The organism is Pseudomonas sp. R4-84 (assembly GCF_054130985.1).
In genome coordinates this window covers 2557209-2571712 of record NZ_CP096390.1, presented here as the reverse complement: position 1 = coordinate 2571712, position 14504 = coordinate 2557209, and the positions used below count along the sequence as shown (strand labels likewise).

13 protein-coding genes are annotated in these 14504 nt (G+C 61.3%); 7 read left to right on the top strand and 6 right to left on the bottom strand.

The genetic code is table 11. From position 1 onward, the window contains the following. Positions 1-40: 40 nt before the first annotated feature. The gene (locus tag M1D68_RS11820; RefSeq protein ID WP_420766856.1) at positions 41-382 is read right to left on the bottom strand and encodes a hypothetical protein; all 342 of its coding nucleotides are present in this window, start codon (positions 380-382) and stop codon (positions 41-43) included. A gap of 221 nt (positions 383-603) precedes the next feature. Between M1D68_RS11820 and ku the strand changes: the two genes are divergently transcribed. Beyond that, positions 604-1494, top strand: coding sequence for a non-homologous end joining protein Ku (ku, locus tag M1D68_RS11815; protein ID WP_457970456.1), 891 nt, complete (start codon positions 604-606; stop codon positions 1492-1494). 33 nt (positions 1495-1527) lie between these two features. Then, complete coding sequence (gene ligD, locus M1D68_RS11810) at positions 1528-3516, top strand: DNA ligase D (protein WP_457970454.1); 1989 nt, start codon at positions 1528-1530, stop codon at positions 3514-3516. Between the two features lie 5 nt (positions 3517-3521). Here the strand turns inward: ligD and lpxO are convergent, their stop codons facing one another. Next, a complete protein-coding gene (lpxO, locus tag M1D68_RS11805; protein WP_445571748.1) occupies positions 3522-4421 on the bottom strand; it encodes a lipid A hydroxylase LpxO in 900 nt (299 codons plus the stop codon). A gap of 404 nt (positions 4422-4825) precedes the next feature. On the opposite strand from lpxO, the gene M1D68_RS11800 reads away from it, so the two are divergent. Together M1D68_RS11800 and M1D68_RS11795 are read left to right on the top strand one after the other, a co-directional pair. Then, positions 4826-6412, top strand: coding sequence for an ABC-F family ATPase (locus tag M1D68_RS11800; RefSeq protein WP_249875015.1), 1587 nt, complete (start codon positions 4826-4828; stop codon positions 6410-6412). 348 nt (positions 6413-6760) lie between these two features. Continuing rightward, complete coding sequence (locus M1D68_RS11795) at positions 6761-7954, top strand: MFS transporter (RefSeq protein WP_420766851.1); 1194 nt, start codon at positions 6761-6763, stop codon at positions 7952-7954. Here the strand turns inward: M1D68_RS11795 and M1D68_RS11790 are convergent. Together M1D68_RS11790 and M1D68_RS11785 are read right to left on the bottom strand one after the other, a co-directional pair. Then, positions 7948-8985: an alpha/beta hydrolase family protein gene (locus M1D68_RS11790; RefSeq protein ID WP_457970452.1), complete on the bottom strand. Its 1038-nt coding sequence runs from the start codon at positions 8983-8985 to the stop codon at positions 7948-7950. The genes M1D68_RS11795 and M1D68_RS11790 overlap by 7 nt on opposite strands. 183 nt (positions 8986-9168) lie before the next feature. Further along, positions 9169-9777, bottom strand: coding sequence for an FMN-dependent NADH-azoreductase (locus M1D68_RS11785; RefSeq protein WP_420766849.1), 609 nt, complete (start codon positions 9775-9777; stop codon positions 9169-9171). A gap of 129 nt (positions 9778-9906) precedes the next feature. Here M1D68_RS11785 and M1D68_RS11780 point away from each other — a divergent pair, with 129 nt between their 5' ends. Both M1D68_RS11780 and M1D68_RS11775 read left to right on the top strand, forming a co-directional pair. Next, the gene (locus M1D68_RS11780) at positions 9907-10815 is read left to right on the top strand and encodes a LysR substrate-binding domain-containing protein (RefSeq protein ID WP_420766848.1); all 909 of its coding nucleotides are present in this window, start codon (positions 9907-9909) and stop codon (positions 10813-10815) included. After that, the gene (locus M1D68_RS11775; protein WP_420766847.1) at positions 10812-11162 is read left to right on the top strand and encodes an MmcQ/YjbR family DNA-binding protein; all 351 of its coding nucleotides are present in this window, start codon (positions 10812-10814) and stop codon (positions 11160-11162) included. Before M1D68_RS11780 ends, M1D68_RS11775 begins: the two co-directional genes overlap by 4 nt. A 4-nt stretch (positions 11163-11166) precedes the next feature. Here the strand turns inward: M1D68_RS11775 and M1D68_RS11770 are convergent, their stop codons facing one another. Beyond that, positions 11167-11589, bottom strand: a complete 423-nt coding sequence (locus tag M1D68_RS11770) for a DUF1294 domain-containing protein (protein WP_434563912.1) — start codon at positions 11587-11589, stop codon at positions 11167-11169. After that, the gene (locus M1D68_RS11765) at positions 11586-12416 is read right to left on the bottom strand and encodes an undecaprenyl-diphosphate phosphatase (RefSeq protein WP_434563910.1); all 831 of its coding nucleotides are present in this window, start codon (positions 12414-12416) and stop codon (positions 11586-11588) included. Before M1D68_RS11765 ends, M1D68_RS11770 begins: the two co-directional genes overlap by 4 nt. Before the next feature lie 276 nt (positions 12417-12692). Here M1D68_RS11765 and M1D68_RS11760 point away from each other — a divergent pair, with 276 nt between their 5' ends. Further along, positions 12693-14327, top strand: coding sequence for a methyl-accepting chemotaxis protein (locus M1D68_RS11760; protein ID WP_420766844.1), 1635 nt, complete (start codon positions 12693-12695; stop codon positions 14325-14327). The last annotated feature ends 177 nt before the right edge of the window (positions 14328-14504 follow it).

Here is a 14504-nt window from a genome sequence, read left to right as displayed (position 1 = left end):
GCACACTTCCTTCTGTGGTGACGTGGATCAGGACGGCGCCTCAGCGATTGCCGTTGTTCGTGTTCCTGGGGGGTGTCGGAGATTCGATCGTCGGCCGTGGCGAACCGGCTGGCGAGCCAGCCCGAGGATAGCCGTTGCCGATACCGCCATTTTCCAGGGTCGGGGGCCGCGGCACCGGCACCGTCGGGTTGCTGCGAATGGTTGGCACGTTGGGCTGGGTGCCCTGCATGCTGTTGGGGTTGGCCCGGCGGATCGGGCTGTTGTACGGATTGTTGTTGCCTGGCACGTTCTGCGCTAGCAACACGGGCCCGGTGACCGGGGTAACGGCCTGGGCCGTGGCGCTCATGAAAAGCGCTATCAAGGCGAGCACCCGCCTGTTCATGGAAACCTCCCTGCAACACGAGACGATACCGGCATATCGAAAGCACGCTACGCCGCAGGTTCGTTGTTGTTAAGCGAAATATCCCACTGAAGATGTAACGAGGCATCTCCGCCTGCGTCCTCCCATGGACGTCAACCGCAGCCAGCCGGCGCCCGGCGGAAACTTTTCCCAAGCCAGTGGGGTCACCAGAGAGACCACTCACCGGTAAGGAAAAATGCACCATGGCACGGGCAATCTGGAAAGGCGCAATCAGTTTCGGACTGGTCCACATTCCCGTGGCGCTGGTGTCGGCCACAGCGTCCCAAGGCGTGGATTTCGACTGGCTGGACAAACGCAGCATGGATCCGGTGGGGTACAAGCGTGTCAACAAGGTCACCGGCAAGGAAGTGACCAAGGATGACATCGTCAAAGGCGTGCAGTACCAGAAGGGTCAATACGTGCTGATCAGCGAGGAGGAAATTCGCGCAGCCCACCCCAAGTCCACCCAGACCATCGACATTTTCTCTTTTGTCGACAGCGAGAAGATCCCGCTACAGAACATCGACAAGCCTTATTTTCTGGCGCCGGACAAGCGAGGCGGCAAGGTCTATGCGCTGCTGCGCGAGACCCTGCTCAAGACCAACAAAGTCGCCCTGGCGAATGTGGTGCTTCATACCCGCCAGCACCTGGCGGCGCTCATGCCGCTGGAATCGGCCCTGGTGCTGGTGATGCTGCGCTGGCCTGCCGAAGTCCGCGAACTCGATGTACTGGAACTGGGCGACGAAGTGACCAACCCCACGTTGGCGAAAGGCGAACTGGAGATGGCCAAACGCCTGGTGCAAGACATGAGTGGTGACTGGGAGCCCCAGGAGTACCGCGACAGTTTCCAGGAAAAAATCATGGAGCTGGTGGAGAAAAAGGCCACCGAAGGCCGGCTCGAAGCGGTGGAAACCGACCCTGGCGAAGAACAGCGCAAGACCGCCGACGTCATCGACCTTACCGAACTGCTCAAGCGCAGCCTTGGCGGCAAGGGCAAGGCCCCGGAAAAACCAGCCGAAAAGACTGCGGCAAAATCGATCAAGACGCGTAAATCCGCTCCAGCTAAAAAAGCCACCAAGGCCTCCCAGGGCTAAACCCCGGGCGCCTGCAATACAAGGGAATCTGTCATGGCCAAGGCCGAGAGTGAATCTGCCCGTCTGTCCGATGTGGAAGCGGACCCAATAACGACTCGTACCCGTGCCCGACGGGGCGAACAGGTGGACAACGGCCGGCTCCCGGAACGTCTGTCACCACCGTTGGCCACGCCGGTGGAGCACCCACCGGCGGGTGAATGGCGTTATGAAGTCCAGTTCCACGGGTATCGACTCCTGGCGCGAATCGAGAACGGCGAAGTACGCCTGTTGAATCGCAGCCACACGGACTGGACCGAACGGCTCAGGCTGCACGCCGACGCCCTGGCGAAGCTGGACCTGGGTGACTGTTGGCTCGATGGGGAACTGGTGCTGCTCGACGACACCGGCCATTCCGACTTCCCTGCCCTGCGCCAGGCCTTCGAGATCGGTCGTAGCGTCGACATGGTCTACTTTCTTTTCGACGCGCCGTTTCTCAATGGGATCGACCTGCGCCAACAGCCGTTGGAAGAACGCCGCGCCGCACTCAAGAACGCCCTGAAGAACAACACCAGCAAGCGCCTGCGGTTTTCCGAGGCATTCTCCGCCAGCCAACACGACATCTTCGAAAGTGCCACCGCCCTTTCCTTGGACAGTGTGGTCGGCAAGCGCCTGGGCAGCCCCTATGTCTCCGGCCGCAATCCCGATTGGGTCAAGCTCAAATGTCGGCTGCGCCAGTGCTTCGTTATCGTGGGGTTCACCCGCCCGCAAGGCAAACGCAGCGGTTTTGGCGCACTGTTGCTGGCGGTCAACGGGCCGTCGGGGCTGGTGTACGCCGGTCGGGTCGGCACGGGCTTCAGCCAGTCCCAACTCAAGCAACTGCATGAACAACTCTGCGCCCAGGAGCGCGAAACCTCACCGCTGGACAAACCGCTCAGCGGCGCACAGGCACGCGGCGTGCATTGGGTCGAGCCGACGCAAGTCTGCGAAGTCGAATTCGCTGAATGGACCGGCGACGGCCTGGCCCGCCAGGCGGTATTCCTTGAGCTACCGGGCGACGGGCAAGCCAGTCGCGTTGTGCGCGAACAACCCATGCCGATAAAAGCGGCGGCCCCCAAGCCCAAGCGTCGGACCAAGGCCAACGCCGCCAAGGTCGACGGCGTGGTGATCACCCACCCCGACCGCGTCGTCGACAGCGTCAGCGGCGTGCAAAAAGCAGAGCTGGCGCAATACTACCTGGACATCGCGCCGTGGATCCTGCCCCACCTCAAGTTGCGCCCGGTCGCGCTTGTGCGGGCACCGGAGGGGATCGGCGAAGAACTGTTCTTCCAGAAACATGCCGACCGCCTGGAGATCCCTCATATCAAACAGCTGGACCCGGACCTGGACCCAGGCCATGCAGCGCTGATGGAGATCGACAGCGTCCATGCGCTGGTCGGCGCCGCGCAGATGGGTGCGGTGGAGTTGCACACCTGGACGGCGACCCATGACCGGATCGAGACACCCGACCTGTTCGTCCTGGACCTGGACCCCGACCCGTCGCTGCCCTGGAGCGCCATGCTGGAAGCGACACGCATGACCTTGTCGGTGCTTGACGAACTGGGCTTGCAAGGATTTCTCAAGACCAGCGGTGGCAAAGGCATGCACGTCATCGTGCCGATGGCGCGCAGCGAGGGGTGGGATGTCACCAAAGCCTTCGCCAAGGCCATCTCACAATTCCTGACCCGGCAGATGCCGCAACGAATCACCGCGACCATGGGGCCGAAGAACCGAGTGGGCAAGGTGTTTGTCGACTATCTGCGCAACGCCCGTGGCGCCAGCACCGTGGCCGCCTACTCGGTGCGCGCAAGACCAGGCCTGCCGGTTTCGGTCCCGATAGCACGGGACGAACTGGACGGCCTGCGCAACGCCCAGCAATGGGACATCCAGACGGCGCTGGAACGGGCCAAGGGCCTGGGCGCCGATCCGTGGGAAGGTTATAGCCATCGCCAGCGGATCACCACCAGGATGTGGACACAGCTGGAGGCTGAAAAGCCCGGTTCCTGAACCTTTCAGATCCAGACGAAAATAGCCAGCAGAGCGCCGAAGAACGCCCATTTCTGCAAGTAGTACAACTTGCGGTTGCGTTTCTTCAGCGCTTTGCCTTGCAGACGAATCTTGTACAACCGTGAAAACGCCCGGTTCAGGCCGCCAGTCTTGTCACCGGCATCGTTCGGCGCTCCAGCGGCGGACATCACGGTACGGCTGAACCAACGGTTGAACGCCGTGGCCCAACGGTACTTCATGGGCCGTTCCACGTCGCAGAACAAGATGATGCGGTTATCTGGCGTCGTGTTTTCGGCGTAATGGATGAACGTCTCGTCGAATATGACCGCCTCGCCGTCCCGCCAGTGATACGACTGGCCGTCGACATCGATGTAGCAACCGGCATCATTGGGCGTCTGCAGGCCCAGGTGGTAGCGATAGGAGCCGGCGTACGGATCACGATGTCGGACCAGTTTCGAGCCCGGCGGCAGTTCAGCGAACATGGCCGCCTTGATCGATCCGATGCCCTGCACCAGCTCGGTGGTGCGTGGGCACAGCTTCATGGCCGACGGATGGCTGTCGCCATACCACTTGAGATAGAAACGCTTCCAACCGGTTTTGAAAAAGGAGTTGAAGCCCACGTCGTCATATTGGTTCGAGCGCTTGATCTCGCCTGCTTGCAACAGGTTCTGACCCTCGGCGCGAATTTCTTCCCAATGGGCCTGCAACGGGCTCAGGTCCGGGAACTCGCCTGGGCTGAGGAACGGCTTGTTGGGGAATTTCGAGCACAGGTAGAGCAGGCAATTGACCGGCGCGAGGAAGGACGAGTGGTCGCTCAGCTGGCGTCCGAGCTTATGCCGCACGCGCCCACGCAGATGCACATAGCCGATGGAGAGGATATAGATCGCAACGATGATGAGCTTCACGGAGTCCGTCACAATGCAAGAGTTGACAGGCGGCGTCTCCTGGCCAGCCAAGCGGCGAGGTAGAGGGCGTCGAGTGAGATGGCATTTTAGCCAGACTTTGTAACTGAAAGTTATCCTCAGTTGTGAAAAACTGTCTCGCCCGGGCAATACCCTATCGTTAACGCGTCCAGATCAGTACAATCGCCGCCCAATATCACGCGCCCCCTTTTGGCCGATGCCGGAAAACCGACCTCGGCGCCTATCCATTCGGGCGAGGCGCTCCGTATGCAGCTGTCCTCTTATGCCGGATGGACCCTTGCGCTTGCGACCGCGAAGCTTCCAGCGCGGTGCGGATCGGCGCAAACAGGTACTGAACAGGTACTGCCGCACCCTTAGCTACTCTGAATGTTCCGCAGGATAAACCTTTGATTTCTACAGCTAACATCACGATGCAGTTCGGCGCCAAGCCGCTGTTCGAAAACGTCTCTGTCAAATTTGGCGCGGGTAACCGCTACGGCCTGATCGGTGCCAACGGTTGCGGTAAGTCGACCTTCATGAAAATCCTCGGCGGCGACCTCGAGCCATCCGGCGGCCAGGTGATGCTGGAGCCGAACGTGCGCCTGGGTAAACTGCGCCAGGACCAGTTCGCCTACGAGCAATTCACCGTGATCGATACCGTGATCATGGGCCACGAAGAGCTGTGGAAGGTCAAGGCCGAGCGCGACCGCATTTATTCGCTGCCGGAGATGACCGAAGAAGACGGCATGGCCGTGGCCGAGCTCGAAACCGAGTTCGCCGAGATGGACGGCTACACCGCCGAATCCCGCGCCGGTGAACTGCTGCTGGGCCTGGGCATTCCCCTGGAACAGCATTTCGGCCCGATGACCGAAGTCGCCCCAGGCTGGAAGCTGCGTGTGTTGCTCGCCCAGGCATTGTTCTCCGATCCGGAAGTGCTGTTGCTCGACGAACCGACCAACCACCTGGACATCAACACCATCCGTTGGCTGGAAAACATCCTCACGGCGCGTAACAGCACCATGATCATCATTTCCCACGACCGGCACTTCCTCAACAGCGTCTGCACCCACATGGCCGACCTGGACTACGGTGAGCTGCGCCTGTTCCCAGGCAACTACGACGAATACATGATCGCGGCCACCCAGTCCCGCGAGCAGTTGCTGTCGGACAACGCCAAGAAGAAAGCCCAGATCGCCGAATTGCAGACGTTCGTCAGCCGGTTCTCGGCCAACGCCTCGAAAGCCAAGCAGGCCACTTCCCGCGCCAAGCAGATCGACAAGATCCAGCTGGCCGAGGTCAAGCCATCGAGTCGCGTCAGCCCGTTCATCCGCTTCGAACAGACCAAGAAGCTGCACCGCCAGGCCGTGACCATCGAGCGCATGTCCAAGGGCTTCGACGGCAAGACGCTGTTCAAGAACTTCAGCTTCACCGTCGAAGCCGGCGAGCGCGTGGCGATCATCGGCCCCAACGGCATCGGCAAGACCACCCTGCTCCGTACCTTGATGGGCGAGCTGACACCGGACGCCGGCTCGGTCAAATGGACCGAAAGCGCGGAACTGGGCTACTACGCCCAGGACCACGCCCACGACTTCGAGGACGACGTCAGTTTGTTCGACTGGATGGGCCAGTGGACTCAGGGCGAACAGATAATCCGTGGCACCCTGGGTCGCATGCTGTTTTCCAACGATGAGATCCTCAAGTCGGTCAAAGTCATCTCCGGTGGTGAACAGGGCCGCATGCTGTTTGGCAAGCTGATCCTGCAAAAGCCGAACGTACTGGTGATGGACGAACCGACCAACCACTTGGACATGGAATCCATCGAAGCGCTGAACCTGGCGCTGGAGAACTACCCAGGCACGTTGATCTTCGTCAGCCACGACCGCGAATTCGTATCGTCCCTGGCGACCCGCATCATCGAGCTGAGCGCCGATGGCGTGGTCGACTTCAGCGGCACCTACGATGACTACCTGCGCAGCCAGGGCGTGATGTTCTAAGAACAGCCACAAGCCGTAAGCCTCAAGCTGCAAGCGAAAGCCCTGTCCATGTGACGGGGCTTTTTCGTTCTAAACCCAAAAACCGGTGGGAGCGAGCCTGCTCGCTAAATGGCCACTCCTGCCAGCATCCCACTGCCTGACCCACCGCCATCGCGAGCAAGCTAGAATCTCCCACGGGGCACTCGTGGCCTGCCCCAGGGCTCAAATACACCCAAACACTGTGGGAGCGAGCCTGCTCGCGATGGCGTTGGCACAGTCATCCCGCTCAACAACCGTTAGCCAGCTTCCTTTTCTCCCCGCCACGCGCCATGATGAAGCACTCCTGCCGCTGCCCGCGAACGAGCCACCATGCCAACAGCCCAGCCCGCTCCCAGCTCCTTGTCGATCACCCTGCAGATCGTCTCCATCGTTTTCTACACCTTTATCGCCTTTCTTTGCATCGGCCTGCCCATCGCCGTGTTGCCAGGCTATGTCCACGATCAATTGGGCTTCAGCGCCGTCATCGCGGGGCTGACCATCGGCTCGCAATACCTGGCGACCCTGCTCAGCCGCCCCATGGCCGGAAGGCTGTCGGACAGCGTCGGGACCAAGCGGGCCATCGTGTATGGTTTGCTAGGGATTCTGCTCAGCGGCGTGCTGACGCTGATCTCGACATTGCTGCAGGATTTCCCGCTACCAAGCCTGGTGATCCTGATCGCGGGACGTTTGCTCTTGGGGGTCGCCCAAGGGCTGATCGGTGTCGGGACGATCAGTTGGTGCATGGGCCAGGTCGGCGTGGAGCACACCGCACGCTCGATTTCATGGAATGGGATTGCTTCCTACGGTGCCATCGCCATCGGTGCGCCGCTGGGGGTGGTGATGGTCGGCAGCCTCGGCTTCGACAGCCTGGGCATCGCCTTGTCCTTGTTGGCCGGCATGGCGCTGCTGCTGATTCGCAACAAGCCGTCGGTACCGGTCGTGCGTGGCGAGCGCCTACCCTTCTGGGCCGTGTTCGGGCGCATTTCGCCCTTTGGCGCGAGCCTGTGCCTGGCCTCGATCGGCTACGGCACGCTCACCACCTTCATTACGCTGTTCTATGTCAGCCGCGGGTGGACCGGCGCGGCGTGGTGCCTGACGGTCTTCGGCATCTGCTTCATCCTGTCGCGGCTATTGTTCATTTCCAGCATCGCCCGTTTCGGTGGCTTCAGCTCGGCCATTGTCTGCATGAGCATCGAGACCGTGGGGCTGGTAATGCTCTGGCTCGCCCCCTCCACCGCGTTTGCCCTGGTGGGCGCGGGCCTGGCCGGTTTCGGCTTGTCGCTGGTCTATCCGGCGTTGGGCGTGGAAGCCATCAAGCAGGTGCCCAACAGCAGCCGAGGTGCCGGGTTGAGCGCCTATGCGGTGTTCTTCGACCTGGCATTGGCGATTGCCGGCCCACTGATGGGCGCGGTGGCGTTGAACCTCGGCTACTCGTCGATCTTTTTCTTCGCGGCCTTGTTGTCGCTTATCGGCCTGGGCCTGGCGCTACTGCTGCGCCGGCGGGCCGAGCGTAGCGATCACTGATCGGCCGTCCTCATGCCCGCGCGGGTCGGCTTGCCCAGTGCCTGGCTGAAGAAGCGACTGGCCTCGGAAATCATGGTGCGGTGGATGTCCTTGCGATCGACCCCATCGGCATCGGTACACAGCGCCGGCATTGCCGCGATCTGCTCGTCGGTGCATGGGGCCATGAAGACGAAGTGGCCGGCCCCGGCCAATGTCTTGAAGTCCGGCGCGGTGGGCAGCTTGCGCGCCAGGGCCGCGGCGTTCTTGTCGAACGCCACCAGTTTGTCGCCGTCGCCACTGTAGAGCAGCACCGGCACATGGACGTCGGCCAACGTGTGACGGCCGAATTTCAGGCTCAATGGCGCCATCAGCAACAATGCGCGAACCCTGGGATCAGCCACTGGTGACAGGTCATCGCGATCGGCAATCAGCTCACCCTGGGTATTGCAGGCGTCACGGTCATCGGGCCGTTCCTGGCAATAGCGCCGCAGGCGATTGAGGTCTGGCGTGGCGCCGGAAAGAATCAAGGCGGTTTCACCGCCGGCCGAATAACCGATCACGCCCACCTGTCCGGCATTGACGAATGGCGATAGCATGGGGTCGTTCAACGTTGCGGTGATGGCTTCGGAGATCTGGATCGGCCGCCCGTACAAATTGCTTAAAGTACCGAGTCGGCTGTGATCCTGGGCGTTGTCCCCCGGATGTATCACCGCTACCACCACGAACCCCTTGCGCGCCAGCGAGGTGGCCAGGTCATGCAGGGCCAAGGGCGTGCCGGTGTTGCCGTGGGAGAGCATGAGCAATGGAAACCGGCCGATGGCGATCTGGGCATCCGGCGCCGCGTCGATCTGATAGCCGTCCAGGGAGCTGGACTGATCCTTGGCGGTGGACGGATAGAACGCGATGGCATGCATCGGCTGCTGGTCCAGCGGATCGAGAAAATCCAACTCATGGAAACCGGCACTCCAATGCGGATGCGGCGCCGGCGCGGCCTGCACCGGACCGAGGCTGGCAAACAGACAAAGCAGTAATGCTGCACCAACACGTGTCATCGAATCTTCCACCTTCGCACGCACGGGGAAGGCCCCGTCGTTAGCGTTCTGGCCGTGCATAACCTGCGCCATCCAACCCAGCGCCGACATACGAAAAAACCCCGTATTCCAGCCGCTTCATGACGACGAGAATACAGGGTTTTGCAAAGGTTGCCCGAAGCGCCTGGCGCCTTTACGCAAGCCTTACGCGGCAGCGAATTGCTGGCCGATCTGCAGCTTGGCTTCGCTTATCGCTTTGCTTCGCATGTCATCACCGTAGGCCAAGCCTTCGGCGCGGACGAATTCGATGTCGGTGATGCCCAGGAACCCGAACATTTGCTTCAGGTAGTCCTCATGGCCTACGCCACTTGGTTGCCCGGCATGCAGGCCGCCGGAGGTCGAGACGATTACCAGCTTCTTGCCGCCGCATAGGCCTTCGGGGCCGGCTTCGGTGTAGCGGAACGTCTGACCAGCCACGGCGATGCGGTCGATCCAGGCCTTGAGCTGGGTCGGAATGCTGAAGTTGTACATCGGGGCTGCAATCACGACGGCGTCTGCCGCAAGGAATTCGGCCATGGTCGATGCGCTGAGGTCGGCTTCGTGCTTGAGGGCAGCATCGCGCAGCTCAGCGCTGGTGCCGGCGGCGACCAGCGTCTGGGCGGAAAAGTGGCTGATGGCATCGGTCGCCAGGTCGCGGTAAGTGACGGTGATGCCCGGCTCGGCGGCTGTCCAAGCCTGGACCAGTTCACGGCTCAATTGGCGCGAAGCGGAGTTGTCGCCGAGGATGCTCGAATCGATGTGCAACAGTTTCATGTGAGTGCTCTCCAAGTGAGGATCGCGACCAGGCGATCAATTGAGAACAATCCTATCGATGAAACCAATAGCCGATAAGATACCAACAATGCGATAGTTTGTTCCACTGACAGGACAATCGAGCTGGCCATGCAGGACCTCAACGATCTTTATTACTTCGCCAAGGTGGTCGAGGCCGGCGGCTTCGCGGCGGCCGGGCGCTTGCTCGGCATACCGAAGTCGCGGCTGTCACGGCGTATAGCCGAGCTGGAAGAGCGTCTCAATGCTCGCCTGTTGCAACGTACGACTCGCCAACTGAAGCTGACCGCCGTGGGTGAACGCTACCTTCGCCACTGCCAGGCGATGTTGCTGGAAGCGGAGATGGCCGACGAGGCCGTGGCGAGCATGTCCAGCGAGCCCCGTGGACGGCTGCGGGTGTCGAGCCCGGTGGGATTGGCGCACCAGTTTTTGCCATCGATCATCGAAACTTTCCTGGCGAAATACCCGCAGGTCCAACTGGAGATGATTCTGCTCAATCGGCGGGTGGACCTGGTCAGCGAAGGCATCGACGTGGCGCTGCGGGTGAGAGACCTGGGTGACGAGGACCCACTGTTGATGACCCGCCGCTTGCGCCAGGCCCGGTTGATCATGGTCGCCAGCCCCGCCTTTACCGAGGGGCGGCGAATCGAAACCCCGGAGGATCTACGGCAACTGCCGGTGCTGGGGGCGTTGGAAGCAGATCGACAGGTTCACCTGCGCCTGCTCGACCGCCGTGGTCAAAGCACCGAACTGGCCTTGGAAGCGCGCTTGGGCATCGATGATTTCATCGTGCGCCGCGCCTGCGCCCTCGCCGGCCTGGGCTTTACCCTGCTGCCGAGCATGTATTGCGAAGAGGAATTGCGCGACGGCAGGTTGGTGGAGTTGTTGCCTGGCTGGTCATCCCCCGATGGCTGGCTCTTGGCGGTTTATCCTCACCGGCGCGGTATGCTGCCGGCGGTGCGCGCCTGGATCGATCATTTGGTGGCGGCGTTTGAACAATGTGGAGAGAAAACGCTATGAGCTTGAGCGAAGAGGATGTCGCACGGTTTTGCCTGGGCCTGCCTGGGGTCAGGGAAGACTACAAGTGGGGCGGCGTGCGGGTATTTTCCATCGCTGGAAACAAGATGTTCGCCTTGCAGGGCCTGCGCAGTGATTCGTTGGCGTTCAAGGTCGACAAGGACCTGTTTCTAGGCCACTGCGACCGGCCCGGCATTCACCCCGCGCCTTATCTGGCCCGGGCGCAGTGGATCATCATGAACGTGCCCTACCCGCTGGGCGATGACGAATTGCGGGGGTTGCTGCAACGCTCCCATCAACTGGTGGTCAGCAAATTGCCGAAGCGGACGCAGGTTGGGTTGTTGCTGTAGCGTCCTAGAACAACGCCAGCAGATGCCCACCCAGGAACAACTGATCCACCCAGAACCCCTGGTGCAATAACACGACGAACCAGAACACCACCTGAAACGAAACCTTACGGGTCTTGTGGCGAAACACCTGTTGAGCCAGCAACGCACCGGGCCAGCCACCGGCCAGCTCGACGGCGTGCAACACATTTTCCGGCGTGCGCCAGGCGTCCGAACGCGCCTTGCGCTTATCGCTCCAGTAGAGCAAAAACGCCACGACACTGACGAGGCCGTAAGCTGTCATCGGCACCCAGGACTCGCCTTGCAGCCCCAGCAGTAGCGAACCCGCGAGCGGCAAGGCGCACAGCAGCGCGAACACGCCCAGCTTGAGCCGCAGGTTCTGCACGGCCCCGCTGGTGTGACGCGCGCCGCGCCGGCCTGAATCGTTCATGGCTTGGCCGCTGTCCAGTCCACCCAGCCAAACTGCCAGGTCGCCAGGATCAACAGGCCGAACGCAATCCGATACCAGGCGAAGACTGCATAGCTGTGGCTGGCGATGAAGCGCAGCAGGCCCTTGACCGCGATCATGGCGAAGATGAACGCGGTGATGAAGCCGATGGCAAACACGGGGAAATCCGCTGGAACGAACAATTCGCGGTATTTATAGCCGGAGTAAACCGCCGCGCCGACCATGGTCGGCATCGCCAGGAAAAAAGAGAATTCCGTGGCGGTCCTGCGCGACAGGCCGAACAGCAGCCCGCCGATGATGGTTGCCCCGGAGCGGGAGGTGCCGGGAATCATCGCGATGCACTGGGCCAGGCCGACTTTCAGGGCGTCCTTCCATGTCATGTCATCGACGGTTTCGGCGTGCACCGTGTGCTGGCGCTTCTCGGCCCACAGCATCACCAACCCACCCACTACCAGCGCCGTCGCAACGGTAATGGCGTTGAACAGGTAATGATGGATCCAGTCGGCAAGCAGCACGCCCAATATCACCGCGGGAAAGAAGGCAATCAGTAGGTTGGCGGTGAATCGACGGGCGCCGGGCTGGGTCGGCAGGCCCAACACCACATCAAAAATCTTGCGCCGAAACTCCCAGACCACCGCCAGGATCGCGCCGAGCTGGATGATGATGTTGAACGCCATCGAACGTTCGCCACCAAACCCGAGCAAATCCGCAACAACTATCTGGTGCCCCGTGCTGGAAATCGGCAGAAACTCCGTCAGGCCCTCTACCACGCCAAGAATCAATGCCGAAAAGGCAGTCCACAAATCCATTCATCCCCCAAAAAAAAGCCTGTCTATCCAGGCCTTATCTATATTCAAACATTACGCGGCGAGCGCAGCGGGCTGCACGATAACCGCGACCTTGCAAAAAAAACCAATGAAAAAAGCAGAACCGGCTCAGGTTTTGCGCTGCGGGGCCGAAATCCTATCAGACAAGCCCTGATAACGCTGCCGCGTCATGACCCAGGTCCATCACGCGTACCTGCCGAGCGTTAAAGTGCCGGCCGTCGTTAAAAATGACAAGAATAAGAACCGGAGTGACAGCGTATGAATAGCTTGCGCAGTGTATCGATCAGCCGACGCTTGTGGCTCATCCTGGTCGTGGCCATCGTGATGTTGTTCACGCTGGGCGCGTTTATGCTCAAGCAGATCCACACGGACCTGTATCAGGCCAAGGTGCAGAAGACCCAACACGTGGTCCAGACCGCCAGCGGTGTGTTGAGCTACTACCATGGCCTGGAAACCGCCGGCACGCTGACGCGCGATGCGGCGCAGAAGCAGGCCCTCAGCGCGGTCCGCGGGCTGCGCTATGACCAGAACGACTACTTCTGGATCAACGACCTGACGCCGGTCATGGTCATGCACCCCACCAATCCCAAACTCGAAGGCCAGAATCTCTCGGCGATCCGCGACCCCAACGGGTTTGCGCTGTTCAACGAGATGGTCACCATCGCCAAGGCCAAGGGCGCCGGGATGGTCGACTACCTCTGGCCCAAGCCGGGCGCCGACGCGCCGGTCGGCAAGACGTCCTACGTCAAACTGTTCGAACCGTGGGGCTGGATCATTGGCTCCGGTGTGTATGTGGATGACGTCCAGGCAGAATTCCAGTCCCAGGTGATCAAGGCCGCGTTGATCGGTTTGGCGATTACCTTGGTCATGGGCCTGCTGCTGACGCTGATCGTGCGCAGCATCGTCCGTCCGCTTCAGGACACCGTAAACGCCATGGCCAACATCGCCAGCGGTGAAAGCGACCTGACCCGCACCCTCGACACCCACGGTCAGGACGAAGTCACCCAGTTGGCGCGACACTTCAACGCCTTTACCGCAAAACTGCGGCAAGTCGTGGGCCAGTTGCAGATCTCCGCCAGTGCGCTGGGGCAATCATCCAGCGAGCTGGGCAACGACGCCGCGCAGGCCCAGCAGCGCAGCCAGCAGCAATCCCAACAGATGGAACTGGTGGCGACCGCCATCAACGAAGTGACCTATGGCGTGCAGGACGTCGCCAAGAACGCTGAACATGCCGCCAGCGAAATGCGCGACGCCGAATCCCAGGCCCAGCAAGGCCAGGTCAACATCGACGGCAGCCTGCAACAGATCGACCGGCTTTCGCAGACCATCGACCAGGCCGTGGAAGTGATTCGCACCCTGGCGAGTGAAAGCACCCAGATCGGCAGCGTGCTGGAGGTGATTCGCTCCATCGCCGAACAAACCAACCTGCTGGCGCTCAACGCCGCGATCGAAGCCGCCCGCGCCGGCGAACAAGGCCGCGGCTTTGCCGTGGTGGCCGACGAAGTGCGTCTGCTGGCCCAGCGCACGCAGAAATCCACGGCGGAAATCCAGGCCATGATCGAACGCCTGCAAAACCACTCCGAAGCCGCGGTGAAAGTCATCAGCGACAGCAGCCGGGCCTCGCAGTTGACCATCGAACAAGCGGGCCTGGCCGGTGCCAGCCTCAACGCCATCGGCCAAGCCTTGCGCAACCTCAACAGCCTGAACGCTTCCATCGCCAGCGCCACTCTTCAACAGGCCCATGTGGTGGAAGACATCAACCAGAACGTCACCCAGGCCGCCGGCCTCTCCCACAGCACCGCCGTGGCCGCCGAGCAGTCGAGCCTGGCGAGCGCGCGCCTGAAAGACTTGAGCGAACAGCTGAACGGGTTGCTCAAGCAGTTCCGGGTCTGAGATGCATCCTGCTCGCGATGCGCTAGCACATCCAACATGGATGCCAGCTGACCCGGCGCCATCGCGAGCAAGCTCGCTCCCACAGGGTTGCGAGATGATCTGGAGTGCGGATTTACACCGTAATCCCTTGTGAGCTTGCTCGCGATAGCACCAATGCATTAACCGCTGAAGTTGGAG

What these genes read in the sequence shown, in the direction of transcription:
- M1D68_RS11820 (WP_420766856.1), bottom strand. Translation starts at nt 382, where the DNA reads ATGAACAGGCGGGTGCTCGCCTTGATAGCGCTTTTCATGAGCGCCACG.
- ku (WP_457970456.1), top strand. Translation starts at nt 604, where the DNA reads ATGGCACGGGCAATCTGGAAAGGCGCAATCAGTTTCGGACTGGTCCAC.
- ligD (WP_457970454.1), top strand. Translation starts at nt 1,528, where the DNA reads ATGGCCAAGGCCGAGAGTGAATCTGCCCGTCTGTCCGATGTGGAAGCG.
- M1D68_RS11795 (WP_420766851.1), top strand. Translation starts at nt 6,761, where the DNA reads ATGCCAACAGCCCAGCCCGCTCCCAGCTCCTTGTCGATCACCCTGCAG.
- M1D68_RS11790 (WP_457970452.1), bottom strand. Translation starts at nt 8,985, where the DNA reads ATGACACGTGTTGGTGCAGCATTACTGCTTTGTCTGTTTGCCAGCCTC.
- M1D68_RS11785 (WP_420766849.1), bottom strand. Translation starts at nt 9,777, where the DNA reads ATGAAACTGTTGCACATCGATTCGAGCATCCTCGGCGACAACTCCGCT.
- M1D68_RS11780 (WP_420766848.1), top strand. Translation starts at nt 9,907, where the DNA reads ATGCAGGACCTCAACGATCTTTATTACTTCGCCAAGGTGGTCGAGGCC.
- M1D68_RS11775 (WP_420766847.1), top strand. Translation starts at nt 10,812, where the DNA reads ATGAGCTTGAGCGAAGAGGATGTCGCACGGTTTTGCCTGGGCCTGCCT.
- M1D68_RS11770 (WP_434563912.1), bottom strand. Translation starts at nt 11,589, where the DNA reads ATGAACGATTCAGGCCGGCGCGGCGCGCGTCACACCAGCGGGGCCGTG.
- M1D68_RS11765 (WP_434563910.1), bottom strand. Translation starts at nt 12,416, where the DNA reads ATGGATTTGTGGACTGCCTTTTCGGCATTGATTCTTGGCGTGGTAGAG.
- M1D68_RS11760 (WP_420766844.1), top strand. Translation starts at nt 12,693, where the DNA reads ATGAATAGCTTGCGCAGTGTATCGATCAGCCGACGCTTGTGGCTCATC.